The sequence below is a fragment of the Natronorubrum thiooxidans genome (assembly GCF_900156475.1).
GTDB lineage: Archaea > Halobacteriota > Halobacteria > Halobacteriales > Natrialbaceae > Natronorubrum > Natronorubrum thiooxidans.
In genome coordinates, this window is sequence record NZ_FTNR01000003.1 from 17,433 (window position 1) to 39,748 (window position 22,316).

At 58.5% G+C, this 22,316-nt stretch carries 29 protein-coding genes; 24 read left to right on the forward strand and 5 right to left on the reverse strand.

The window, feature by feature from the left end; all coding sequences use genetic code 11:
- The first annotated feature begins 4 nt into the window (after positions 1–4).
- The 19 genes from BW940_RS05300 to secY are packed head-to-tail and all read left to right on the forward strand — an operon-like array spanning position 5 to position 10,385.
- Complete coding sequence (locus BW940_RS05300) at positions 5–481, forward strand: 50S ribosomal protein L22 (RefSeq protein WP_076608165.1); 477 nt, start codon at positions 5–7, stop codon at positions 479–481.
- On the forward strand, positions 481–1,437 hold the full coding sequence (locus tag BW940_RS05305; protein ID WP_076608166.1) for a 30S ribosomal protein S3: 957 nt from the start codon (positions 481–483) through the stop codon (positions 1,435–1,437). Before BW940_RS05300 ends, BW940_RS05305 begins: the two co-directional genes overlap by 1 nt.
- A complete protein-coding gene (gene rpmC / locus BW940_RS05310) occupies positions 1,437–1,652 on the forward strand; it encodes a 50S ribosomal protein L29 (protein ID WP_076608167.1) in 216 nt (71 codons plus the stop codon). The genes BW940_RS05305 and rpmC overlap by 1 nt, the downstream gene beginning before the upstream one ends.
- Positions 1,653–1,659: 7 nt before the next feature.
- Positions 1,660–2,064, forward strand: a complete 405-nt coding sequence (locus tag BW940_RS05315) for a ribonuclease P protein component 1 (RefSeq protein ID WP_076608168.1) — start codon at positions 1,660–1,662, stop codon at positions 2,062–2,064.
- On the forward strand, positions 2,055–2,492 hold the full coding sequence (locus tag BW940_RS05320) for a 30S ribosomal protein S17 (RefSeq protein ID WP_076608169.1): 438 nt from the start codon (positions 2,055–2,057) through the stop codon (positions 2,490–2,492). The genes BW940_RS05315 and BW940_RS05320 overlap by 10 nt, the downstream gene beginning before the upstream one ends.
- Positions 2,492–2,890 (forward strand): 50S ribosomal protein L14, encoded by a 399-nt coding sequence (locus tag BW940_RS05325; protein ID WP_076608170.1) that lies wholly within the window; start codon positions 2,492–2,494, stop codon positions 2,888–2,890. Before BW940_RS05320 ends, BW940_RS05325 begins: the two co-directional genes overlap by 1 nt.
- A gap of 3 nt (positions 2,891–2,893) precedes the next feature.
- On the forward strand, positions 2,894–3,250 hold the full coding sequence (gene rplX / locus BW940_RS05330; RefSeq protein WP_076608171.1) for a 50S ribosomal protein L24: 357 nt from the start codon (positions 2,894–2,896) through the stop codon (positions 3,248–3,250).
- Positions 3,247–3,957 (forward strand): 30S ribosomal protein S4e, encoded by a 711-nt coding sequence (locus tag BW940_RS05335; protein WP_076608172.1) that lies wholly within the window; start codon positions 3,247–3,249, stop codon positions 3,955–3,957. Before rplX ends, BW940_RS05335 begins: the two co-directional genes overlap by 4 nt.
- Entirely contained in the window at positions 3,954–4,490 is a 537-nt protein-coding gene (locus BW940_RS05340; RefSeq protein ID WP_076608173.1) for a 50S ribosomal protein L5, read from the forward strand. Before BW940_RS05335 ends, BW940_RS05340 begins: the two co-directional genes overlap by 4 nt.
- The gene (locus tag BW940_RS05345) at positions 4,483–4,671 is read left to right on the forward strand and encodes a 30S ribosomal protein S14 (protein ID WP_076608174.1); all 189 of its coding nucleotides are present in this window, start codon (positions 4,483–4,485) and stop codon (positions 4,669–4,671) included. The genes BW940_RS05340 and BW940_RS05345 overlap by 8 nt, the downstream gene beginning before the upstream one ends.
- 1 nt (position 4,672) lies before the next feature.
- Complete coding sequence (locus BW940_RS05350) at positions 4,673–5,065, forward strand: 30S ribosomal protein S8 (protein ID WP_076608175.1); 393 nt, start codon at positions 4,673–4,675, stop codon at positions 5,063–5,065.
- A 2-nt stretch (positions 5,066–5,067) separates the two neighbouring features.
- Positions 5,068–5,601: a 50S ribosomal protein L6 gene (locus tag BW940_RS05355; protein WP_076608176.1), complete on the forward strand. Its 534-nt coding sequence runs from the start codon at positions 5,068–5,070 to the stop codon at positions 5,599–5,601.
- A gap of 3 nt (positions 5,602–5,604) precedes the next feature.
- Positions 5,605–6,330, forward strand: coding sequence for a 50S ribosomal protein L32e (locus BW940_RS05360; protein ID WP_076608177.1), 726 nt, complete (start codon positions 5,605–5,607; stop codon positions 6,328–6,330).
- Positions 6,323–6,772, forward strand: a complete 450-nt coding sequence (locus tag BW940_RS05365) for a 50S ribosomal protein L19e (protein ID WP_076608178.1) — start codon at positions 6,323–6,325, stop codon at positions 6,770–6,772. Before BW940_RS05360 ends, BW940_RS05365 begins: the two co-directional genes overlap by 8 nt.
- A complete protein-coding gene (locus tag BW940_RS05370) occupies positions 6,772–7,320 on the forward strand; it encodes a 50S ribosomal protein L18 (RefSeq protein ID WP_076608179.1) in 549 nt (182 codons plus the stop codon). Before BW940_RS05365 ends, BW940_RS05370 begins: the two co-directional genes overlap by 1 nt.
- A complete protein-coding gene (locus BW940_RS05375) occupies positions 7,317–7,970 on the forward strand; it encodes a 30S ribosomal protein S5 (protein WP_076608180.1) in 654 nt (217 codons plus the stop codon). Before BW940_RS05370 ends, BW940_RS05375 begins: the two co-directional genes overlap by 4 nt.
- Positions 7,967–8,434: a 50S ribosomal protein L30 gene (locus tag BW940_RS05380; protein ID WP_076608181.1), complete on the forward strand. Its 468-nt coding sequence runs from the start codon at positions 7,967–7,969 to the stop codon at positions 8,432–8,434. The genes BW940_RS05375 and BW940_RS05380 overlap by 4 nt, the downstream gene beginning before the upstream one ends.
- A 2-nt stretch (positions 8,435–8,436) precedes the next feature.
- Complete coding sequence (locus tag BW940_RS05385; RefSeq protein WP_076608182.1) at positions 8,437–8,925, forward strand: uL15m family ribosomal protein; 489 nt, start codon at positions 8,437–8,439, stop codon at positions 8,923–8,925.
- A gap of 2 nt (positions 8,926–8,927) precedes the next feature.
- Positions 8,928–10,385 carry a preprotein translocase subunit SecY gene (gene secY, locus BW940_RS05390; RefSeq protein ID WP_076608183.1) on the forward strand — a complete coding sequence of 486 codons (1,458 nt, stop codon included), beginning with the start codon at positions 8,928–8,930 and terminating at the stop codon, positions 10,383–10,385.
- Between the two features lie 522 nt (positions 10,386–10,907).
- On the opposite strand, the gene BW940_RS05400 is transcribed toward secY, so the two are convergent.
- Complete coding sequence (locus BW940_RS05400; protein WP_076608185.1) at positions 10,908–11,168, reverse strand: cytochrome C oxidase subunit IV family protein; 261 nt, start codon at positions 11,166–11,168, stop codon at positions 10,908–10,910.
- Between the two features lie 117 nt (positions 11,169–11,285).
- Here BW940_RS05400 and BW940_RS05405 point away from each other — a divergent pair, with 117 nt between their 5' ends.
- Positions 11,286–12,689, forward strand: a complete 1,404-nt coding sequence (locus BW940_RS05405; RefSeq protein ID WP_076608186.1) for a hypothetical protein — start codon at positions 11,286–11,288, stop codon at positions 12,687–12,689.
- A gap of 530 nt (positions 12,690–13,219) precedes the next feature.
- Here BW940_RS05405 and BW940_RS05410 read toward each other — a convergent pair.
- Together BW940_RS05410 and coxB are read right to left on the reverse strand one after the other, a co-directional pair.
- The gene (locus tag BW940_RS05410; protein ID WP_076608187.1) at positions 13,220–15,703 is read right to left on the reverse strand and encodes a cbb3-type cytochrome c oxidase subunit I; all 2,484 of its coding nucleotides are present in this window, start codon (positions 15,701–15,703) and stop codon (positions 13,220–13,222) included.
- Complete coding sequence (gene coxB / locus BW940_RS05415) at positions 15,703–16,722, reverse strand: cytochrome c oxidase subunit II (RefSeq protein ID WP_076608188.1); 1,020 nt, start codon at positions 16,720–16,722, stop codon at positions 15,703–15,705. Before coxB ends, BW940_RS05410 begins: the two co-directional genes overlap by 1 nt.
- A 439-nt stretch (positions 16,723–17,161) precedes the next feature.
- On the opposite strand from coxB, the gene BW940_RS05420 reads away from it, so the two are divergent.
- Positions 17,162–17,452, forward strand: coding sequence for an amphi-Trp domain-containing protein (locus BW940_RS05420; protein ID WP_076608189.1), 291 nt, complete (start codon positions 17,162–17,164; stop codon positions 17,450–17,452).
- A gap of 155 nt (positions 17,453–17,607) precedes the next feature.
- On the opposite strand, the gene BW940_RS05425 is transcribed toward BW940_RS05420, so the two are convergent.
- Positions 17,608–18,069, reverse strand: a complete 462-nt coding sequence (locus BW940_RS05425; RefSeq protein WP_076608190.1) for a hypothetical protein — start codon at positions 18,067–18,069, stop codon at positions 17,608–17,610.
- Positions 18,070–18,166: 97 nt separating this feature from the next.
- Between BW940_RS05425 and BW940_RS05430 the strand changes: the two genes are divergently transcribed.
- The gene (locus tag BW940_RS05430; RefSeq protein ID WP_076608191.1) at positions 18,167–18,802 is read left to right on the forward strand and encodes an adenylate kinase; all 636 of its coding nucleotides are present in this window, start codon (positions 18,167–18,169) and stop codon (positions 18,800–18,802) included.
- A 50-nt stretch (positions 18,803–18,852) separates the two neighbouring features.
- Here BW940_RS05430 and BW940_RS05435 read toward each other — a convergent pair whose 3' ends face one another.
- Positions 18,853–20,325, reverse strand: coding sequence for a DUF7289 family protein (locus BW940_RS05435; protein ID WP_076608192.1), 1,473 nt, complete (start codon positions 20,323–20,325; stop codon positions 18,853–18,855).
- 319 nt (positions 20,326–20,644) lie between these two features.
- Here BW940_RS05435 and BW940_RS05440 point away from each other — a divergent pair, with 319 nt between their 5' ends.
- Together BW940_RS05440 and cmk are read left to right on the forward strand one after the other, a co-directional pair.
- Positions 20,645–21,598, forward strand: coding sequence for a DUF106 domain-containing protein (locus tag BW940_RS05440; RefSeq protein WP_076608193.1), 954 nt, complete (start codon positions 20,645–20,647; stop codon positions 21,596–21,598).
- A 141-nt stretch (positions 21,599–21,739) separates the two neighbouring features.
- A complete protein-coding gene (gene cmk / locus BW940_RS05445) occupies positions 21,740–22,315 on the forward strand; it encodes a (d)CMP kinase (protein WP_076608194.1) in 576 nt (191 codons plus the stop codon).
- Position 22,316 lies beyond the last annotated feature (1 nt).

The window sequence follows — 22,316 nt, forward strand, 5'->3', positions numbered from 1 at the left end:
CCGTATGGGAATCAACTACTCAGTCGACGCGGACCCGGACGCGACCGCGAAAGCGATGCTTCGGGAGCGTCACATGAGCCACAAGCACAGCAAAGAGGTCGCCCGCGAACTGAAGGGCCGATCCGTCGAAAACGCTCAGGCGTACCTCCAGGACGTAATCGACCAGAAGCAGTCGGTCCCGTTCAAGTCCCACAACACCGGCGCGGGTCACCGCTCCGACGTTGAGGGCTGGGACGCCGGCAAATACCCCGAGAAGGTCTCGGAAGCGTTCCTCGACTTGCTCGAGAACGTCGAGTCCAACGCGGACCACCAGGGCTTCGACGGCGCATCGATGGAGATCGCCCACGTCGCCGCCCACAAAGTTGGCGAATCGGTCGGCCGCAAGCCCCGCGCAATGGGGCGTGCATCCGCCTGGAACACGCCACAAGTGGACGTCGAAATCGTGGTCGAAGAAACCGAGGACGACGAGGAAGATAACTAATGGCTGACGAACACCAGTTCATCGAAAACGGCCTCCAGCGGTCACAGATCGACGAGTTCTTCCAGGAAGAACTCGGCCGCGCAGGCTACGGTGGCATGGACGTCGCCAAAACGCCGATGGGAACCCAGATCGTCCTCAAGGCCGAAAAGCCCGGGATGGTCATCGGCAAAGGTGGCGAGAACATCCGGAAGGTAACGACGGCTCTCGAGGACAAATTCAACCTCGAGGACCCACAGATCGACGTGCAAGAGGTCGAAGAACCCGACCTGAACGCACGCATCGTCGCCGACCGACTGGCCAACGCACTCGAGCGTGGCTGGTACTTCCGGAAAGCCGGTCACACGACGATCGACCGGATCATGGAAGCCGGCGCACTCGGCGCCGAGATCGTCCTCTCCGGGAAGGTCACGGGCGCACGATCGCGCGTCGAGAAATTCAACCGTGGCTACATCAAGCACAACGGCGAACCCGCCGAAGAGGTAGTCGACCACGGCCAGGGCGTCGCGGTGATGAAACTCGGTACGATCGGGGTCGACGTCAAGATCATCCCGCCAGGTGCCGAACTGCCCGACGACTTCGCCGTCTACGAAGACATGGACCCCGAAGAAGTCGTCCCCGACGCCGTTGAGGCCAACGAGGCCGAGGGTGTCGAGGAACTCCTCGAGGGCGAACCCGAAGCGGCCGAGGCAACCGACGCCGACGCCGACGCTGAAGCTGCCGACGCCGAAACGGATGCCGAGGCTGACCTCGACGAAGACGTCGTCGAGGAGGTCATCGAAGCGGAGGTCGAGGCCGAGGACGAAGCCGTCGACGTTCCCGACGAGTCCCCCGTCGAGGAGGATCTCGACGAGCTCGAGGAAGACGTCGAAGCGGAAGCCGAAGACCTCGTCGCCGAGATGGAAGACGAGGAGGCCGAAGCTGACGCCGAAGACGCAGACGAGGGAGGTGACGCCTGATGGCGATTCTCCACGTCGAAGAGATCCGCGACATGACGGCCGCAGAACGAGCAGAGGAACTCGAGGAACTCGAGACGGAACTGCTGAACCAGAAGTCCGTTCTCGCAGCTGGTGGTGCACCGGAGAACCCAGGTCGTATCGGCGAACTGGGCACCACCGTCGCGCGGATCAAGACGATCCAGCGCGAGGAAGGCGACCTCGAAGACGAGGAGTAAGATAACAATGGCACTGACACCCGAGACCCTGCCGCGACACGAACTCAACGGGCTCCTCGTCCGAGTCGTCGAGAGTGACGACGCCGCGCGAGTGGGCCTCGAGGGCCGAGTCGTCATCGAGACGGCGAACACCCTCTCTATCGAGATTCGGAACGGTGGCGAGTCTCGGGTCGTGATGGTGCCAAAGTCGGGCTCGACGTTCGAGTTCGCGATCACAGATGACGCCGCCGACTTCCCGAAGGAGTCGGGGACCATGTCCAAACTGGCCGACACTCAACCTGCGGGCACCGAGCAATCGGACGCCGCAGACAGCGCCGGCGAGGATGTGGCCTACGTTACGGTCGATGGATCGCGATTGCTCTCACGCCCTGCCCGACGCACGGAAACTAGTGGTGATTCACCATGGCAATAGGACTAGACGTTCAAACCCCTCCGGAACCCGAAAACCCGGAGGAATACGACTACGAGACGTGTCCGTTCTATGGCGAGCTTCCCGTTCGAGGACAGATCCTCGAAGGGCAGGTCGTCTCGACGGACATGGACAAGACCGTAGTCGTCGAGCGAGAGTACGATGTGGCGGTACCCAAATACGACCGCCTCATGAAACGACGCTCGCGCATTCCGGCACACGTGCCGGGCGTGCTCGAGCCGCTCTCGGTCGGTGACTCGGTCAAGATCGCAGAGACCCGACCACTGTCGAAGACGAAATCGCACGTGGTCGTCGAAATAACCGAAGAAGCAACTGCAGCCGACGTCGCCGAACTGACCGGCGAAAGCGAGCCGGATCCACAGCTTTCAGCCGACGACCTCGGCGGCAACGACGAGGAGGGTGATGAGTGATGGAGGCAATGAAAGCCGACGTCACCCAGGGACTCAAGAAGGGGTCGCTGGTCACGTGTGCCGACAACACTGGCGCACGCGAACTCAAAGTCCTCAGCGTCGCGGGCTACCACGGCACCAAGAACCGCCAGCCGAAGGCGGGACTCGGTGACAAAGTGACCGTCTCGGTCACCAAGGGTACCCCGGAGATGCGCCGGCAGGTCCTCGAGGCCGTCATCGTCCGCCAGCGGCAATCGATCCGCCGGCCAGACGGGACGCGACTGAAGTTCGAGGACAACGCGGCCGTCATCATCGACGAGAACGAAGAGCCCCGCGGAACGGAGATCAAGGGGCCGATCGCCCGCGAAGTCGCAGAGCGCTTCGGAGCAATCGCAAGTACCGCAACGATGATCGTATAGACAATGAGCAAGCAACCACACAAACAGCGAAACCAGACGGAGCATGCGCCGCTGCACGAGCGAGGAAAGCAGCTCCACGCGACGCTGTCCGACGACCTCCGCGAGGAGTATGGGACTCGACGAACCCGCGTCAATGCGGGCGACACCGTCGAGATCATGCGCGGCGACCACGCCGGAACGGAAGGCGAGGTCCTTCGTGCGATCCTCGAGGACGGGACCATCCACGTCGAGGACGTGACGGTCGAGACGGCAGACGGCGAAGAAGTGCCACGACCGCTTGCCCCCTCGAACGTCCGTCTTACGGAACTCGATCTGGACGACGAGCGTCGCAAGGCGCGCCTCGAAGGTGATACCGAATGAGCAACCACCAGAAACGACTGTCCGTACCAAAGTCCTGGCCGGTCGAGCGGAAGACTAACGTCTTCACGGTCAAGGCCGGTGCCGGTCCACACGGCAAAGAGGGCGTCCCACTCGTCGTCTTGCTGCGGGACGTACTCGGCTACGTGGACTCGAAGAAAGAAGCACGATACGCCCTCTCCGAGGATGCGATCCTCGTCAACGGGAACCCAATCAATGACGAACAGCGCCCGATCGGCATGTTCGACATTATCGCGTTCCCCGGTCGAGAGGAGTACTACCGCGTCTTCCCCGACGAAGGCGGTCGCCTCGCGCTGACGGCGATCAGCGAGGACGCTGCCGGGAGTCGCCTCGGCAAGATCGATGGCAAACAACAGATCCCCGGCGGGGACACACAGTTGACGCTCCACGATGGCACGAACGTCATCGTCGACGACGGCAGTGAGTACAACACGACCGACTCGATCGTCGTCGACAACGACGACAAGTCGATCGTGGCTCACTTCCCGTTCGAAGAAGGTGCGCTCGTGACGGCCATCCGTGGCAACCACGGTGGCAAGATCGGCGAACTCGACGCGATCGACATCACGCCAGGCAGTGGTCCGAACACCGTCGGCGTCTCCACGGATGACGATGGCTTCGAGACGATTCAGGAGTACATCGTCGTCATCGACGAGAACTTCACTGGCGACGCAGGTGATGACGAATGAGCGAAGCTGATGCCGGCGAGTTCCACGAGATGCGCAAGCCCCGCGTCGAGAAAGTCGTCGTCCACATGGGCGTCGGCCGCGGTGGCCGCGAACTCGGCAAGGCCGAAGACATCCTCGAGGAAGTCACGGAGCAAGAAAGCGTTCGAACTCAGGCGAAAAAGACCGAACCCGACTTCGGCATTCGTCAGGGCGACCCGATCGGCGCGAAGGTCACCCTTCGCGGCGAAGAGGCCGCTGGGTTCCTCGAGACGGCACTGCCGCTTGCAGACCTCTCGGCGAAGCAGTTCGACGATACTGGCAACTTCAGCTTCGGTGTTGCAGAACACACGGAGTTCCCCAGCCAGGAGTACGACCCGAACGTCGGGATCTACGGCATGGACGTCACCGTCAACCTGGTCCGTCCGGGCTACCGCGTCGCAAAACGCGACAAGGCCAACCGTTCGATCCCCTCGAGCCACCGACTCACCCCCGAGGACGCGATTGCGTACCTCGAGGCGAACTTCGACGTGAGCGTGGAGGCAGACGATGAGTGAAACTGAAACAGACGTAGAAAACGAGCGCACGGGCGAGCACGCCGCAAAGCGCACCGGGCAGGAAGCGGCCTGCCAGCGCTGTGGCCGCAAACAGGGGCTTGTCGGCAAGTACGACATCAACCTCTGTCGGCAGTGCTTCCGCGAGATTGCTCGTGACATGGGATTCAGGAAGTATCGATAATATGACTGGAAACGATCCACTCAGCAACGCGCTCTCGGGACTCGACAACGCCGAGAGCGTGGGGCATCTGACCCACGAGGTAACACCCGCCTCCAACGAGATCGGCAGCGTACTCGAGGTCTTCTACGACCGCGGGTACATCGACGGCTTCGAGTACGTCGACGACGGCAAAGCCGGTCAGTTTGAGGTCGAACTGAAAGGAGCGATCAACCAGTGTGGCCCCGTCAAGCCCCGCTACGCCGTTGGCGCAGAAGACTTCGAGAAATGGGAGAAACGCTATCTTCCCGCTCGAGGCTTCGGTGCACTCGTCGTCACGACGAGCAGCGGCATCATGAGCCACTACGAGGCTCGTGAGCAGGGAATTGGTGGTCAGGTTATCGCATACGTCTACTAACCATGCGAGTCGAACTGGAAATCCCTGACAACGTAACCGTCGAGATCGACCATCTCGACGTGACCGTCGACGGTCCGGAAGGCAGCGTCACGCGCCGCCTCTGGTACCCCGACGTGTCCGTCGAGACGGAAGACGACAGTGTGGTAATCGAAAGCGACGCCGAGGACGCGAAAACGAACGCGACCGTCGGCACCTTCGAGAGCCACATCCGTAACGCCTTCCACGGCGTGACCGAGGGCTGGGAGTACAAGATGGAAGTCTTCTACTCTCACTTCCCGATGCAGGTCCGCGTGGACGGCGACGAGGTCGTCATCGAGAACTTCCTCGGCGAGAAGGCACCGCGACGCACGACTATCCACGGTGAGACGGACGTCTCCGTCGACGACGAACGCCTCGTTCTCTCCGGCCCGAACAAAGAGAACGTCGGCCAGACGGCGGCAGACATCGAGCAGCTGACCCGTGTCAGCGGCAAGGACACCCGAATCTTCCAGGACGGGGTCTACATCACCGAGAAACCCGCGAAAGGAGGTGCCTGATAGATGGCAGACGAAGACCAAGCAAACGACGAGCCACAGGAGCTCGAGGACATCAGCGGCGTCGGTGAGAGCAAGGCAGACGCCTTGCGCGAAGCCGGCTTCGAGTCCATCGAGGACGTCAAAGAGGCCGACCAGGACGACCTGGCCGAGGCCGACGGCGTCGGGAACGCACTTGCGGCCCGAATCAAAGCCGACGTCGGCGATCTCGAGGTCACCGAAGAGACCGACGCCGAGATCGAAGACGAAGGCGTTGAAGAAGAAGAGCCAGCCGAAGACGTCGAGACCGAACTGCAGCCCCGCGGGCTGACCGAGAAGACGCCCGAGCTTTCCGACGAGGAAGAACGGCTGCTCCAGCGCCGCCGTAGCGAGGGTAAACCGCAGTTCAATCGACAGGACTACCACAAGAAAAAGCGGACGCCCGAATCCTGGCGCCGCCCACGCGGTCAGCTGTCGAAACAGCGCCGTGGTGTCAAAGGGAAGGGGCCGAAAGTGTCGGCCGGCTACCGGACGCCCGAAAGCGTTCGGGGCAAACACCCAAGCGGCTTCGAAGAGGTCTACGTCGAGAACACCGACGACCTCGAGGGTGTCGACGGCGACCAGCAGGCGGTTCGCATCGCCTCCGCTGTCGGCGCGCGCAAGCGCGAGCGGATCGAAGAACAGGCCGAGGAACAGGGCGTTCGCGTCCTGAACCCGACCTACGAGGAAGTCGAGGTGGAATCCAATGACTGATCTCTCCGCACAGAAGCGACTCGCAGCTGACGTCTTAGACGTTGGCAAGAACCGCGTCTGGTTCGATCCCGATGCGCAGGCGGACATCGCCGAAGCGATCACCCGCGACGAGATCCGCGACCTCGTCGACGAGGGTCGCATTCAGGCTGAAGACGCCAAGGGCAACTCTCGTGGCCGCGCTCGTGAGCGCAACGCAAAACGCGCGTACGGTCACCAGAACGGCCCCGGCAAGCGCCGCGGTAAGAAAGGCGCTCGCCAGAACGAGAAAGACGAATGGCAGAACAAGATTCGCGCACAGCGACGGAAGCTGCGTGAACTCCGCGACAAGGGCGAGTTGACGCCCACGCAGTACCGCCAGCTCTACAAGAAAGCCGGCGGTGGGGAGTTCCGTAGCGTCCAGTATCTGTTGAACTACATCGACGACACCTACGGTGACCAATAATGGCGACAGGACCACGATACAAGGTACCGATGCGGCGTCGCCGTGAGGTCCGGACGGACTACCACCAGAGGTTGCGCCTGCTGAAATCGGGTAAGCCCCGTCTCGTTGCTCGAAAGAGCAACAAGCATACTACGGCGCAGCTGATCACTCCCGGACCTCAGGGAGACGAGACGCTCGCAAGCGCACACTCGAGCGATCTAGAAGCGTACGGCTGGGACGCGCCCACAGGAAACATCTCTGCGGCTTATCTGACCGGCCTGCTGGCCGGCAAACGCGCCGTCGACGCCGGCCTCGAGGAGGCAGTCCTCGATATCGGTCTCAACACGGCGACACCCGGGAACAAAGTGTTCGCGGTACAGGAAGGCGCAATCGACGCGGGGCTCGAGATCCCGCACAACGACAGCGTGCTTGCAGACTGGTCACGTACCCGCGGCGAACACATCGCCGAGTACGCCGAACAGTTGGACGAGCCGCTGTATAGTGGAGAATTCGACGCAACGGATCTCCCCGAACACTTCGACGAGGTACGAGAGGCGATTCTCGAATGAGCAACTACAACGACAGCGGATGGGAACCCGTCACCCGTCTCGGTCGGATGGTCCAAGAGGGCGAGATCGACGACATGGAGACCGCCCTCAACTCGGGACTCCCGCTAAAGGAACCCGAAATCGTCGATCAGCTCTTGCCGGGGCTCGACGACGAAGTGCTGGACATCAACATGGTCCAGCGTATGACGGACTCCGGACGCCGCGTGAAGTTCCGATGTGTCGTCGCGGTCGGTAACCGCGACGGGTACATCGGCTACGCGGAAGGTCGAGACGACCAGGTCGGGTCTGCCATCCAGAAGGCGATCGGTATCGCGAAACTGAACATCATCCAGGTGCCACGCGGCTCCGGTTCGTGGGAAGACCGCTCGGACCGACCCCACTCGCTGACTCGTCGGACCACCGGTAAAGCCGGCTCCGTCGAGGTCGAGGTCATCCCTGCCCCCGAAGGGTTGGGGCTGGCTGCAAGCGACACCGTCCGTCACGTTCTTGAACTGGCCGGCATCGAAAACGCCTGGACCAAGAGCCACGGCAACACCCGAACGACGGTCAACCTCGCGAAGGCGACGTTCAACGCACTCGAGAACGCATCGCAGTCGCGTCACCCACAGCGCCGTCCCGACCGAGAAGCAGCCGAGGTGACTGAACAATGAAGGCGATCGTTCAGGTTCGTGGTGAAGTGAACCGCCAGCAAGACGTACAGGATACGCTGTCGATGCTCAACATTCACAGCATCAACCATTGTGCACTCGTTCCCGAGACCGATACCTACCAGGGGATGATCACGAAGGTCAACGACTACGTCGCCGTCGGCGAACCCGACGCTGACGTCCTCGAGACGCTGCTCGCCAAGCGATCCGAGCCCCTCGAAGGGAAGCAGTCGGACGTTGACGAGGAGTGGCTCGCCGACAACACCGAGTACGACGACTTCGGTGCGCTCGCCGAGGCACTCCTGGCAGAGGAGACAACGCTTCGTGAGCAGGGACTGTCGCCGACGCTTCGACTCCACCCACCACGCGGTGGCCACAACGGCATCAAGAAGCCGACCGTCGAAGGCGGCCAACTCGGAAAACATACAACCGAAGAGATTAACGATCTCCTCGAGTCGATGCGATAACAATGACGAGTAAAAAACGACGCCAGCGCGGATCGCGCACGCACAGCGGCGGCACCCACAAGAACCGACGTGGTGCAGGCCACCGTGGCGGTCGCGGCCGCGCCGGGCGGAGCAAACACGAGTTCCACAACTACGAACCGAAGGGCAAACACGGCTTCAAACGACCGCACGACATCCGCGACGATGTCGCCGAGATCGACGTCCAGAAACTCGACGAGGACGCGATTCTCTACGTTGCTGACGGCCACGCCGAGGAAACCGACGACGGCTACAAACTCGACGCGCGCGACATCGTCGAGGACGGCCACGAGGTCGACATCGTCAAAGTCCTTGGCTCCGGTCAGGTCCGGAACACACTCGAGGTAACGGCAGACGCCTTCTCCGAGACCGCCGAGGAGAAACTCGAGGCCGCCGGCGGTGAGGCAGTCGTCTCGGAACGAGGACAGGAAGCCGAAGACGCTGACGCCGACGCCGAACAGAACGAGGAATAACTATGGGATGGAAGGAAGCCGCCGAACCAGTCTTGACACGGATGCCCGCAGTGCGTCGTCCGGAGGGGCACATCCCCTTCAAGCGGAAACTGGTGTGGACTGCCGGGATCCTCGTGTTGTACTTCTTCCTGACGAACATCTCGCTGCTCGGCAGTGCGGAAGGTGCAACCGACATCTTCGGCCAGTTCCGTTCGGTTCTCGCTGGTGAGCAGGGCTCGCTGATGCAGGTCGGGATCGGACCGATCGTCACCGCGAGCATCGTCTTGCAACTGCTTGGCGGTGCGAACCTGCTCGGTCTCGACACGGACGACCCACGGGACCAGGTGCTCTACCAGGGGCTGCAGAAGCTACTCGTCGTCGTCATGACGGCGCTGACTGCGCTCCCGATGGTGTTCGCCGGCGGCTTCCTGCCAGCTCAGCAGTCACTAACGCTTGGTGGCCTCGAGTTCGGTCGCACGCAGGTCCAGACGCTGATGTTCCTCCAGGTCTTCGCTGGCGGGATCCTCATCCTCTATATGGACGAGGTCGTCAGCAAGTGGGGGATCGGTAGCGGGATCGGCCTGTTCATCATCGCCAGCGTGAGCCAACGGCTTGTCGCTGGATTCCTCTCGCTCGACGACGGTGGGTTCTTTTACGACTGGTACCGGATTCTCACCGGACAGGTCGAGATCGGATCGATCGTCGCCGGCGACGGTCTGTACACGCTGTTGCTTCAAGACGGGCACATCATTGCCCTGTTGACGACGCTGCTGATCTTCGGTATCGTCGTCTACGCGGAGTCCGTGCGGGTTGAGATCCCGCTCAGCCACGCTCGCGTCAAGGGTGCTCGCGGTCGCTTCCCCGTGAAGCTCATCTACGCGAGCGTCCTGCCGATGATCCTCGTCCGAGCGCTGCAGGCAAACATCCAGTTCATGGGTCAGATCTTGAACAGTCAGTGGGCAGCGATGCCCGGCTGGCTCGGTGATTACTCACAAGGCCAGCCAACGGGTGGGTTCTTCTACTACTTCTCACCGATCTATTCACCCCAAGATTGGATGTGGTGGACGGGGACCGTGACTCAGGAGGCCTGGCAGGTACTGATCCGCATGTCCATCGACCTGACGTTCATGGTCGTTGGCGGTGCGATCTTCGCCATCTTCTGGGTCGAGACCACGGATATGGGCCCGGAAGCGACAGCAAAACAGATCCAGAACTCCGGGATGCAGATCCCCGGCTTCCGGCAGAACGTCGGCGTCATCGAGAAGGTTATGGAGCGGTACATCCCGCAAGTGACCGTCATCGGTGGCGCCTTAGTCGGCTTGCTCGCCGTCTGGGCAAACATGCTCGGTACCATTGGCGGTGTGACCGGTACCGGTCTGCTGCTGGCGGTCTCCATTACGTACAAGCTGTACGAGGAGATTGCCGAAGAGCAGATGATGGAAATGCATCCGATGATGCGCGAGATGTTCGGCGGCAAGTAACGAGCATCTCCAGCCGTCGTTTTTATATTTTTGACTCGAGAGCAGAGGCACCGCCATAGCTTACACTAACGTTGTCGTAGTCGCCCGACCGTCACTGCACCCCATCGCACCGGCTGTCGTCGACGCTATGCTGTCACAATCACTGACGATCCACACAAAGGTCATCAGTGGCTGTTCACTGCTGTTCGCTATCAATCTCGCCAATCGACGTCTGCACGGACTCAGCGCAGCGTCACTCGAGGCCGTTCGAAACGCGACGCCAAGAGCCGCGGTCGGGGACGCTACCGCTGTCGTCACTTACCGCCGATCCTTGACCCCGCCGCAGGTGATCGACAAGAAATCGCTACAGCAGACCGTATGAAACACGCGACGGCTGTGAGACCTCCCCGAAGCGAGGTGGCTGCGACACGGTTGTAAACGGATTTGTTACACGAGGATAGAATAAGCGATAGACGAGCACAGCGGTTTACGACGATGTCGACTCCGGAACGAACGCTCATCGCTCGGAGCGGCCGGCAGGCGTTACTGGATAGAGTAGCCTGCTGCGACAGTCAGCAGGAACACCATAAAGACGGCAAGTGCCATCATGTAGGTGATCGCTCGTGGCTCCTCTCGGAGGTGCTGATAGTAGCCGGCGATCAGGAGTGATTTGACGACAGCCAGGACGACCGTCCCACCGATAGCTGCCTGTTCCGGGATGTTTATTTCGAAAAAGACGAACTTGGCAGTCCCTAACGCCAGCAGTACCACGTATATGAGGGTGTATGTCCGAACGTCAGCCATTGGTATACAATGTGGATGACGGCCACTTATAACTTCCTCATACGGCCGCAGTGCTGGCTCACCACCGCTGTCGAACGAAACGACACGTAAATGGGAACGTGGGCCAACAAAATAGCAATGAGTAGATGTTCGGCCCTCGCCCGCCGGACAGGGATCGCCGGTGTAGTTGCGGTTTTGACGCTCGCTGTGACCGCAGGAGGCGTCGCCGCGAGCAACGTCGCCATCGGACTTTCGGGACAAAGTGATGGGACACCGATCCCGATATGGTTGTCTCTTGTGACGGGCGGTGGTGTCATCGCCACGTCGATGCTGCTGACCATGCTCGTCACCGACCGGACAGTTGTCGAGCGGTTTCATACCAACGCAGTCGGTTTCTCCAATGATCGACTCGAGACAGTTGGCTCACTGGTGTTTGGAACGATCGGAATCGCTACGCTCGTATTCGTCGTTGTCGTCGGTCTCGTTGGCCCGCAGATCGGTAGCTTCAGTGCGACCGTGCTCTTGACGTTCGTCGGTGGCCGTGCCCTGTTGACGATCATTGCCTACACCGTCGGTAATCCGTGGCGCGCACTCAACCCATGGCGACACATCGCGGCGTTCGTCCCGAACGGCTACGCCACCTATCCGCCATGGCTCGGTTCCTGGCCCGCAGTCGGTACGTTGCTGGTGTTGATCTGGCTCGAGGTGGTCACCCCACTGACAAGCTCGCCACGCACACTGGTGGCCGTTATCCTCGCGTACTCCGTCTTTACCATTGGCGGCGCAATCGTTTTCACCCCCCAGACATGGTTCCAGAAGGGCGACCCGATCTCGGTCTGGTTTCGACTCTATGGCGCGGTTGCACCGATCCAACGAACGGAAGCGGGGCTCGAGGTGCGGTATCCCGGTGCTCGACTCGGTGACGATGATCTCATCACCGATGGCTCTGTACTGGCGTTCGTTCTCGTGCTCATCTGGGAGCTGACTTACAGCGGGTTCATCGTGACGGGGCCAGGAGTCCGGACCGTCGAAACGCTCGTTGGAATCGGATTCCCACCTCAACTCGTCTATCTCGGGTTGTTGCTTGGTGGCTTTGCGCTCTTCTGGAAGGGGTACTGGCTCGCTGCCGCACGCACCCGAAACCGGACCGAGACACACCTCTCACGGGGATCTCTCGCGATCCGGTTTGGATCGCCACTGCTCGCGATCGCGGCCGGCTACCACTTCGCCCACTACGCCGGATTTTCCCTTTCGCTGTGGCCGTCGCTCGTCGATACGATGGTCTCTCCGTTGAACCCACCCGAGAACCCGACACAGTACCTCTTGACATCGTGGTTTAGCTACGTGGAGCTCACAGGCATCTTGGTGGGACATCTCCTTGCCGTCTGGCTCACCCACGTCGTCTCGTTCGAACTGTTCTCTGGAAAACGGCAAGCGGTCCGAAGTCAGTACCCCTTCATCATCGTCATGGTCGTCCTCGCGGTAGTGAACCTGTATCTCGTCGCAGTTCCGCCGATGGATCCCGTGTACGTTCCGAACTGACCTCGGACGGGAATTCGTGACCGGCACACGCTTGCTCAGCCCATTCGAAGAGCGCGTCTCGAATGGACATGCGAGAGCCGCGACGGATGCTCTCGTTACAGTCTACAGCGAGACCGCCACGACGACCACCGGTAAGACTGTCGGGTCGAACACGACATCCACTCGAGAGACACCCCCATTCAGTCAGATCGTCGCTGCTGTTCGCATCGTTCCCTGCTTTTCGCGCGCTCGATTGCTTGAGAGACGACGCGCTGAGTATCCCACTATCGGTGAGTCAGTATACACTCGAGTACCCGAACAGAGCTCACTTCGTCGGCATTCGTCCCTCATTGGGACTCGCGGTGGCATAGAGCTCGTGTGACTGTATTATTCACGTGCCCGAACAGTAGCTGTCCGAGAACCGTCTCTCGACCAGCGAACAGTCGATCCGGAACGCAATTCGTTGCTACTGTGTCTTTTGACGGAGCGCTATCGCTTGGGTATCAGCCCGAAAAGAACTCAAAAATCAACGGCCGTGTAGCGGGTGGCCGCTACATCAGGTAGAACAGTGGGAACAGGAAGACCCACACGATGTCGACGAAGTGCCAGTAGAGTCCGAAGAACTCGACTGGACGGTGGTCCTCGAGGTAGGCATCGACGCTGATGATCCGGTAGATCATGAACACGGCGATGAGCAGTCCGAGGATCACGTGGAGTGCGTGCAGACCGGTCGTCACGAAGTAGATGGAGTACTCGATGCCTTTCCACCAGTAATCGCCATCAGCGAACTTCACGCTGTACTCGAAGGCCTTCACGCTCATGAACGCTAATCCAAGCAGGAGCGTCGCACCCATTGCACCGAGGAGCCCCTTCTTGTTCTGGCGCTCGGCGAAGACGAGCGCGAGGATCACCGTGAAACTCGAGGTGAGCAGGATGTAGGTGTTGAGCAGGCCAGGCCAGGAGGCGAACGGAACGGTCGTCCACTCGCTCCAGCCCATGTGGAGGCGCATGAAGACGAAGGCCCCGATCGCAGCGCCGAAGACAACGACGTCCGATGCGAGGAACACCCAGACACCGAACTTGGTGTTGTCGACACCGCCAAACGGCCATCGTTCTGCGATCGCTGTCTCGGGGACGTTGAACTCTTCAACGCCGAATTTGAACAGCGTGAACGCCATGATCGCCACGCCGAGTGCCGTAATCACTGGGTAGATAATGCTCGGTTCGGCCCCAGTGCCGACGAGCGCATCCGGTGCCGTTCCGGTTCCCTCCGCGAACTGGACCATGTACGGCGTGATCCCTGACAGCCCGAGGAAGAACACGAAGACACCCAGCCCGATACCGAGCGGCCAGATACTGGCGTGATCCGCGTGTTCCTCTTGATGAGCGTTCGTCGTTGCTGTTGCTTCGCCGTGACCGGTCGCAACGCCACCGTCGGTGGCTGCTTTCGTGTCGTCGACGAACTCGAGACGACCGCTCGCGTAACTTGGACGGTCAGTCCAGTTCTCGAGTGGTGGTGGCGAGGGAATTGCCCACTCGGCAGTACGGGAGAATTCCCATGGGTTGTCGGGTGCGTCCGGCCCCGACACCCAGCTCTTTGCGAACGTGTAGAACATGATCAGGAACGAGGCGCCGAGGACGAACGCCCCGACAGTCGCGACCTGATGATAGAGCTGCGTTCCCTCGGTGTAGGTGAAGACACGGCGTGGTGTCTCCCAGGCGAGGAACATCGGGAAGTACAGCATATTGAACCCGATGAAGTAGACGGCGAAGTTGAGTTTACCGAGCGTTTCGGAGTACATCTTGCCGGTGATCTTCGGCCACCAGTAGTAGAGGCCGGCGATCAGCGCCGTCACCCCGGAGACCATCACGTAGTGGAAGTGAGCGACGACCCAGTAGGTGCCACGGAACTCGTAGTCAAGCACGACAGCACCGAGGAAGACCCCAGTAATACCGCCGAGGATGAACAGGACGAGCGCGCCGAGGCTGAACAGGAACGGTGTCGTAAACCGAACACGTCCCTTGACCATCGTGTAGATCAGCGCGAAGACCATCAAGTCAAAGGGCAACGAGATCCCGATCGTCGTCGCCATGAACAGCGTCTTGATCTCGAGGTTGATCGTGGTCAGGAACATGTGGTGCATCCAGACCAAGAAGGACTGGACAGCCACGAGGACCATCGCGATGATGACCCACTTCCGGCCGACGAGTCGTCGGCCAGTGAACGTCTGGAACGTCTCGAACATGATCCCCAGCGCGGGGAAGAAGACGATGTACACCTCCGGATGCCCGAAGAACCAGAACAGGTGGCCCCACAACAGGCCCGACCCCTGATCAGTCGCGAAGTACTGTGTCAGGAAGAGCCGATCGATCGACAGCAACAGCAATGCAGCAAGCAGTGCGGCGAATGCGAACAGCATCATCCACACCGTCAGCAGCCACGACCAGGAGAACATCGGCATGTTCCAGAGGCCGAGCCCTTCCGCACGGGACCGGTGCATAGTAACGAGGAAGTTCACTGTCCCAATCGTGATCGACATGACGAACAGTGTTAACGCGAGCACTGTTGCGTTACTCCCTGTTGTCGCTTCCAGTGCGGGCGTGTACGTTGGCACGTTCAGCGGGGCGTACATCGTCCACCCGCCAGCGAACGCACCACCCTGGAAGAACGAGAGGCCAATGAGGAGTCCCGAGAACAGGTAGAACCAGTAACTCAGGGCGTTCAGTCGTGGGAACGCGAGGTCTTTCGCACCGATCTGAAGCGGGACGAAATAGTTCGCGAACCCGGATGCGATCGGTGAGAGGAACCAGAAGACCATCAATAACCCGTGGGCTGAGACAGCCTGGTTGAACTGATTCCCGGTAAGTAGCCCTGTTCCACCGGCCTCCCACAGGTGGACGCGGAACACGAGCGCAAGGATACCACCAAACAGGAGGAAGAACAACGATGTTGCCAGATAGAGGATCCCGACGTCCTTGTGGTTCGTCGTGACGAGCCATCGCTTGATGGACGTCATTGGCGGCAGATCACTCATCAGTTCTCACCTCCATCGTTGTTTGCATCGTCTGCTTCATCGTCGGTTTCGTTATCGTTGCCATTTGCATCGTCATCGCTGTCTTCGGCAGTATCTCCAATCGTATAGGTCTCGCCTGCCGGACTGGTGATTCCGATGGTGTCTTCGATCGTCTCGAACTCGTCGTCTTCGAACGTGATCGTCAACTCGTACTCGCCACCTTGCTCGATTTCGTCAATCGTGACCGAGCCGTCTTCGAAGTCGCTGGCGTCACGAGTGTACTCGAGGTCAGCATCGTACTCGTCGTTGTTCTGGTGGACGAGTTCGACCTGGACGTCCTCATCAGTGACGTTCGTAACCGCTTCTCCCTCTTCAGTTTCGATCGTGATGTCGAGGGTCAGCTGGTCGTCGAGCCACGTCTCGAACTCGTCTTGTTCCATGACATTGACGGTGCCAACCATGTTCGAGTGGAAGTCACCACAGAGTTCATAACACTTGATTTCGTGCTCTGCACCGGCTTCTTCGGCCATGAACCACGTTTCGTCGTACTCACCGGGGATCGCGTCCGCTTTCACACGTAAGTCCGAGATCCCGAAGGTGTGCCAGACGTCACCCGAAGTCACCTCGATTGCGACCGGCTGATCGGCAGGGACGTTCAGTGTGTTCGTCGCTTCGACGCCATTCTCGTATTCGAAGTGCCAGGCGAATCCATTACCTTCGACATCAACCTCGATCGGATCCTGCTCGAATTCGTCTTGTGGATCTTCGACGTACAGGAGCATCCCGTAGGTCCAGATCACAAGCGAAATAACGACAATGGCGCTGATTCCGAACGATAAGAATAGTTTCTTGCCACCCTTTCCACCTGTCGGTAACTCCCCGAGTGTGGGCAGAGAATCGTCTTTCGGCTGATCGGTGTCGCGATACTTGTACGCGTTGTACAAGGTGTATGCGACAACGACAACGCCGACGAGCGTACCGAGTCCGAGAAACACCACGAAGATGTCTCCGAACACGTCTGCGCGTGTGTCTGCCTGCATCGGGGTCGTAAGTGCGCTGTAGATTGTATTCACCTCTTTTGAAGACCGCTTATATGACGGGGAATGGTTGCTAGGTGCACTTATCTATTTGGAAACGATTTGACCGACTGTCTCCCAGTCTGCCTATACCGTGACGCCTCGTTTCCATGCAGTGCCAGCCAACCATTGTTCACAGTCGTTCATCATTTACTTCGGCCCAGGGACCTTTTTTCTATCGCTGTCTATCGGAGATCGTACCAAAAATAAAATATATATTGCCTCGAAAGACGGCCGAAAGCGAACGTGTTCGTGTCAAAAGTAGATTCTTGACGCGCCCGATTATCGGATTGCCGTGCTACACTTCGCCTCTCCGCTCGCGCGCGGTGCACAGATTTTGTGTCTTCTCCCATTACATCTAACTCAGCGGAAGCTTCTATACGATCCACACTAACTACTAGGTATGCCAGAAGAGGTCCTTTTCAAGTTCGAACAGCAGATGGAACGCAACGAGATTGCTGACTACCTCCGGACTGTCGCTGACAGCCTCGAAAGCGGCGGTCCGATCTCCCTCGAGGCTGGCGGCGACTCAGTAACGATGACCCCACCAGCACGTCCAACCTTCGAAATCAAGGCCGAGCGCGAAACCTCGAGTTCGGCCCCCGACAAACCGGGCGAACTCGGTCTGGAGTTCGAACTCGAGTGGACGGAAGGCGATGAGGAATCCGGTTCCGGGGAACTCTCTATCGAGTAGCGATCGAGATCGAACGGACGGCCGCTATCGCAGCCACTGGGTGTCATAGGGATTCTCGTAGACATTCATAGATTTACGGCACAGAAGCCAAGCCACGGAAACTGCACGTCTGGGCAGCGACACCCAGCTGGCGACGAGAATCCCCTCTCTGTCTGCTATAGTTCGACAACCCAAATCCGAACGTCAGCAGGGAGTTCGTAGACGCGCTGAAAAATCGTATCGAGACACTGGGCGATCCGGTTGGGATCTGCTTTCGCACTGATGTGGACGTTGACGCCCTCGGCTTCCTCGGGGCGGTGTATTTCGTCGATTTTGAACGCCGGAAACTCACGGAGAACGGACTTGAGCGTCTCGAGTTCCGAATCAGTGCAGTCGAGATTGATCGTTCCGTCGCCGAACTGAATCCACGGAACGCCGAGTTCTGGCTCTGGGTCGTCATGCTCGCCGTCGGTGTCCCCTTCGGACCCATCGATCGACGGTCCGTCGTCCACTGACTCGAGTACTGCGTCGTCGACTTCCAGCGTCAGAAACCCGCTCCCGCGGTGGCGATGGGCTGTGATGGCGTCGACGTACAGTTGTTGTCGCTTGGCAGGCTCAGCTGCATCGAAGCGCGTCATACGGGAGCAGACGCGCTCGCGTCTTTAAGCTGTTATGTGACAGCGATGACGTACTCATTTCTTTAAGCCTTTATGCGATGGTGGTGAACGGTGGGATATGGCACAGCCACGAATTCTGATCCTGGGTGCACCCGGGGCAGGAAAAGGGACCCAGAGCGCAAACATTACCGACGAGTTCGATGTCGACCATATCACCACCGGTGATGCACTCCGCGCGAACAAGGACATGGACATCTCCGACATGGACACGGAGTACGACACGCCACGGGAGTACATGGACCAGGGCGAACTCGTCCCCGACGCGGTCGTCAACGCCATCGTGGACGAAGCGCTCAACCAGGCCGACGGCTTCGTGCTCGACGGCTACCCACGGAACTTAGAGCAGGCCGAGGAACTCCAGGACATGACCGACCTCGATGTCGTCCTCTACCTCGACGTCGGCGAGGAGGAACTCATCCACCGACTGACCGGCCGACGGATGGACCCCGAGACGGGCGATATCTACCACGTCGAGTACAACCCACCAGAGGACCCCGAGGTCGAGGCACGCCTCGAGCAGCGCGACGACGACACCGAGGAAACCGTCAAAGAGCGACTGCGCGTGTTCCGTGATAATACCGAGCCCGTGATCGAGTATTACGAGGATGCGGGTGTGCTCGAGCGTGTCGAGGGTGAGCAGGCACCCGACGAGGTCTGGGAAGACGTGAAGGCGACGATCGAAGACGCGGCGTAACAATTCCTAGCTGTTTTCAGTGTCTTCTGATGGAGTCTCAGTGAACTTGTTCAGTTCTTTTCAAGACTGAGATCGTGCTTGACAACGTGTAAGTACGTAATGTCCGGTGGGAGTTGGCCACTAGATCTTACTCGAGGCTCGAATTTAGAGAGTCCTTCATCATGAACAATATCAACTGTTCCACGTATATCTAAGACACCAATGACAACTGAACCGTAGATCGCCTGTGTGCCACTGTTGCTATTTATCGAAGACTCTCCTGGTGCATAAATAATCCCTTCGTAGTGCGCATTCCCCTTCATCGACATTTCGAAATCAGACTTGCCATACAGTTGTAATCTATCTGAATTGATTAGAGACTGATCTGGTTCATTACCACTTTCTCCAGGAGAGTATACACATTCTCCCACACATATTCCGTCATTTAACTCAAGATCTCCGTTTGTATATATTTGAACTTCATTTTCGGTTCCTTCCCACCCGACAACCTTAATGGGGCCACTGATATCCATGTCGCCGTCAATAACAATCGTAATATTTCCATTTGATAAATTTAATTCAGATATATCATTTTTATCTGTATCAAGTCCATCTTCAGCATAATAGTATCCAGAAGAAACTTGGTTATTATTGATATTCTCATCAATATTCTTGAATTTAGACTCGTCATAGTCTAGCATATCTTCAATTATCTCGTTAATCGAATCGATATCAGCAACTAAACTACTCCCTTCAATATCTGAATTTCCCTTAGTAACAATATCTTCATTAGCCACAACAGCGTGGTCAAATACGCCCTCAATTTCGGTATAACCTAACTTGACTTCCACATAACCGTGTGTTTTATTAATCTCCCCATGGGAACCGATTGCATTTTCTCCTGCCTGATTTTCGAAATACTGCTTCCAACCGAGGTAGTACTGACTTGTTACGTTAATTGTAACTACATCGTTTTTAATTGTGCTTGGACTACTGACCCGTTCAGTGTTCGTCTGTGTCAGAGTCACGTCACCTGAACCGAGATCACCCTGGTCGTCAATTTCTACAACTGGAAATGATAGCGTCTCGTCCTCATAATGAATAGGTGGTGCAGATTTGACCTGTGTCTGATTCATTGTCTCACGGAACACACCACCTGCCTGATAAGCTATTTTAGTACCATCCTCACCCTCATATTCGATCGCACCAATCGAAATATTGTCATCAACTTCGCCACCATGAATGTGGATATTCCCTGTGTTAGTCATTACAACTGCACCACTCTCTCCTGTGTCAAGATTCAGTGATCGAGAGGTATCGCCGTTTGTGGCTACTGCTGTCATTTGCTGGCTCAACTCGATAAATCCCTGTTCAACACGGTCGTGTTCGGATTCCTGCTCAACGTCAGTCAACATATCACTAGCAACAAAAAAAATTCCGAGACTACCGATCGCAACCATGCCGAGCAGCAGGACGATCCCGATCAGCGTCGACTGGCCCCTCCCAGACAACAGTGTCGATTCGGTCCCGCGTGGTGCGCCCATATATTCTCTTTAGATACTCATCGTAATAATACAATCGGTCAAATGAACACTTCACAGCCGCGTATGTTTTGGCTCTACTATACGTCTCTTGTTTGGTGAGTCGATAACTGGCCCGTTCGATCTTATTCGAGTGCAGGCGAATTCACGATCGATCTCATGTATGCCAACCAGCGATCTCATATACGCCATACCAGCGGGCGCTGACAGGGTTTGCGAGCAAAGCCTGCAGTAGCTCGTGGCTCTAGCGAAAGAGTGTCGGTTGTCGTATGGCAACCGAAGATAAACACTTGTATACCGAACGTGCCCTAGCCCCAAGCAGATGACTCGTACAGCGGAGAAGATCACCGACCTCGTTCGTGAGGATTCCTCGATGGGCGACGCCCTCGAGGCGATCCGCGAGGAAGCCGACAGGAACGGGGGCGAGGTCCAGTGGGCCGACGTCAACGATGACCTGTCGAGTGGACAGTGGGGTCGACTGATCGAAAAGGGCGTACTGGTCGACGGCGACGAGGGATTCGAGATCGCCGATCGCGAGGCCTATGACGCGGCCCTCGACGGTGACGGCGACGGGGAAAGCTACGACACCGACGTCGACGTCGATTCCGAAGCCTCCCAGTGGTCACAGTGGGACAAATTGGCCGGCGTGGGCGCGCTGTTGTTGATGTTCGGCTACTGGCTCGATCCCGTCCGAAATACGGTGGGTGGGACACTCAATATCGTCCTGTCCCCGCTCGATACTGCACTACCATTTTATGCCGTGATTCTGTCCGTCGCATTGTTGACCGGGCTGTACTCGACGCTGCTGCAGGCGAACCTGATGAATCCCGAGATCATGGGCAAGTATCAGGAACGGATGCAGGCGATGCAGGAGAAGCAAAAGGACGTCCGCGAGCGCAAAGAAGAAGCCGAGGAGCGCGGCGCTAGCGAGGCCGAAATCGAGCGCCTCGACGACGAACTCGAGGAGGTTCGTGAAGAGCAGATGGAGGCGATGGCGGAGAACCTCGGGATGTTCAAAGAGCAGTTCCGTCCGATGGTCTGGATCATGCTGCTTACCATCCCGTTGTTCCTCTGGATGTACTGGAAGATTCAGAGTGTCGGCATCACGGGCGAGGAAGCCACGATCATCATGCCGATTGTCGGTGAAACGAGCTGGAGTGCGGGACTGATCGGCCCGATGCAGGCCTGGATTGTCTGGTATTTCCTCTGCTCGATGGGCTTTACGCAGCTCTTGCGCAAGGCGTTGAACATCGATATGACGCCGTCAACGGCCTGAAACCCTCGCTATCGCGTCTTTATTCGCAATCACAGCCGTTCCGTGAGGGACGCGGTTTCGACCGCAGGCCCGCGCATCGAGACGGCGTTGATCCGTCGATCGATTCAAAACCCATTTTACCGGCCGTCGCGCAGTTCGAATATGTTACTCACCGTCTCCGGCCCGCCGGGAAGCGGGAAGAGCACCACTGCGGAGTTGCTCGCCGACACATTTGATCTCGATCATATCAGTGGCGGTGACATCTTTCGGGAGTTGGCCGACGAACGCGGGTATACACCACTCGAGTTCAACAAACTGGCCGAAGAAAACGACCAGATCGACCGTGACCTCGACCGGCGACTCCGGCGTATCGCCGTCGAGCAAGACGATCTTGTCCTCGAGTCTCGACTAGCCGGCTGGCTGGCCGGCGAGCAGGCTGATTTTCGCTTCTGGCTCGATTCCCCACCACGGGTTCGTGGCGAACGGATCGCCGAGCGCGAGGGGAAAGACCCCAAGCGAGCAACCGAGGAAACACAGGCCCGCGAAGCCAGTGAGGCAAAGCGGTACCAGGAGTACTACGGGATCGACATTCAGGATCTGACGATCTACGATCTCTCGGTAAACACGGCTCGCTGGGAGCCCGATGCCGTTCTTGATATGCTCGTGACTGCCGTCGGAGAGTACGATACCGACGGTGACGAAGGACAGACGATCGTCCCAATCGACTACGAGTTCTAAC

Excerpts from the sequence above, each read along its gene's own strand:
- BW940_RS05300 (WP_076608165.1), top strand. The coding sequence starts at position 5 with ATGGGAATCAACTACTCAGTCGACGCGGACCCGGACGCGACCGCGAAA.
- BW940_RS05305 (WP_076608166.1), top strand. The coding sequence starts at position 481 with ATGGCTGACGAACACCAGTTCATCGAAAACGGCCTCCAGCGGTCACAG.
- rpmC (WP_076608167.1), top strand. The coding sequence starts at position 1,437 with ATGGCGATTCTCCACGTCGAAGAGATCCGCGACATGACGGCCGCAGAA.
- BW940_RS05315 (WP_076608168.1), top strand. The coding sequence starts at position 1,660 with ATGGCACTGACACCCGAGACCCTGCCGCGACACGAACTCAACGGGCTC.
- BW940_RS05320 (WP_076608169.1), top strand. The coding sequence starts at position 2,055 with ATGGCAATAGGACTAGACGTTCAAACCCCTCCGGAACCCGAAAACCCG.
- BW940_RS05325 (WP_076608170.1), top strand. The coding sequence starts at position 2,492 with ATGGAGGCAATGAAAGCCGACGTCACCCAGGGACTCAAGAAGGGGTCG.
- rplX (WP_076608171.1), top strand. The coding sequence starts at position 2,894 with ATGAGCAAGCAACCACACAAACAGCGAAACCAGACGGAGCATGCGCCG.
- BW940_RS05335 (WP_076608172.1), top strand. The coding sequence starts at position 3,247 with ATGAGCAACCACCAGAAACGACTGTCCGTACCAAAGTCCTGGCCGGTC.
- BW940_RS05340 (WP_076608173.1), top strand. The coding sequence starts at position 3,954 with ATGAGCGAAGCTGATGCCGGCGAGTTCCACGAGATGCGCAAGCCCCGC.
- BW940_RS05345 (WP_076608174.1), top strand. The coding sequence starts at position 4,483 with ATGAGTGAAACTGAAACAGACGTAGAAAACGAGCGCACGGGCGAGCAC.
- BW940_RS05350 (WP_076608175.1), top strand. The coding sequence starts at position 4,673 with ATGACTGGAAACGATCCACTCAGCAACGCGCTCTCGGGACTCGACAAC.
- BW940_RS05355 (WP_076608176.1), top strand. The coding sequence starts at position 5,068 with ATGCGAGTCGAACTGGAAATCCCTGACAACGTAACCGTCGAGATCGAC.
- BW940_RS05360 (WP_076608177.1), top strand. The coding sequence starts at position 5,605 with ATGGCAGACGAAGACCAAGCAAACGACGAGCCACAGGAGCTCGAGGAC.
- BW940_RS05365 (WP_076608178.1), top strand. The coding sequence starts at position 6,323 with ATGACTGATCTCTCCGCACAGAAGCGACTCGCAGCTGACGTCTTAGAC.
- BW940_RS05370 (WP_076608179.1), top strand. The coding sequence starts at position 6,772 with ATGGCGACAGGACCACGATACAAGGTACCGATGCGGCGTCGCCGTGAG.
- BW940_RS05375 (WP_076608180.1), top strand. The coding sequence starts at position 7,317 with ATGAGCAACTACAACGACAGCGGATGGGAACCCGTCACCCGTCTCGGT.
- BW940_RS05380 (WP_076608181.1), top strand. The coding sequence starts at position 7,967 with ATGAAGGCGATCGTTCAGGTTCGTGGTGAAGTGAACCGCCAGCAAGAC.
- BW940_RS05385 (WP_076608182.1), top strand. The coding sequence starts at position 8,437 with ATGACGAGTAAAAAACGACGCCAGCGCGGATCGCGCACGCACAGCGGC.
- secY (WP_076608183.1), top strand. The coding sequence starts at position 8,928 with ATGGGATGGAAGGAAGCCGCCGAACCAGTCTTGACACGGATGCCCGCA.
- BW940_RS05400 (WP_076608185.1), bottom strand. The coding sequence starts at position 11,168 with ATGGCTGACGTTCGGACATACACCCTCATATACGTGGTACTGCTGGCG.
- BW940_RS05405 (WP_076608186.1), top strand. The coding sequence starts at position 11,286 with ATGAGTAGATGTTCGGCCCTCGCCCGCCGGACAGGGATCGCCGGTGTA.
- BW940_RS05410 (WP_076608187.1), bottom strand. The coding sequence starts at position 15,703 with ATGAGTGATCTGCCGCCAATGACGTCCATCAAGCGATGGCTCGTCACG.
- coxB (WP_076608188.1), bottom strand. The coding sequence starts at position 16,722 with ATGCAGGCAGACACACGCGCAGACGTGTTCGGAGACATCTTCGTGGTG.
- BW940_RS05420 (WP_076608189.1), top strand. The coding sequence starts at position 17,162 with ATGCCAGAAGAGGTCCTTTTCAAGTTCGAACAGCAGATGGAACGCAAC.
- BW940_RS05425 (WP_076608190.1), bottom strand. The coding sequence starts at position 18,069 with ATGACGCGCTTCGATGCAGCTGAGCCTGCCAAGCGACAACAACTGTAC.
- BW940_RS05430 (WP_076608191.1), top strand. The coding sequence starts at position 18,167 with ATGGCACAGCCACGAATTCTGATCCTGGGTGCACCCGGGGCAGGAAAA.
- BW940_RS05435 (WP_076608192.1), bottom strand. The coding sequence starts at position 20,325 with ATGGGCGCACCACGCGGGACCGAATCGACACTGTTGTCTGGGAGGGGC.
- BW940_RS05440 (WP_076608193.1), top strand. The coding sequence starts at position 20,645 with ATGACTCGTACAGCGGAGAAGATCACCGACCTCGTTCGTGAGGATTCC.
- cmk (WP_076608194.1), top strand. The coding sequence starts at position 21,740 with ATGTTACTCACCGTCTCCGGCCCGCCGGGAAGCGGGAAGAGCACCACT.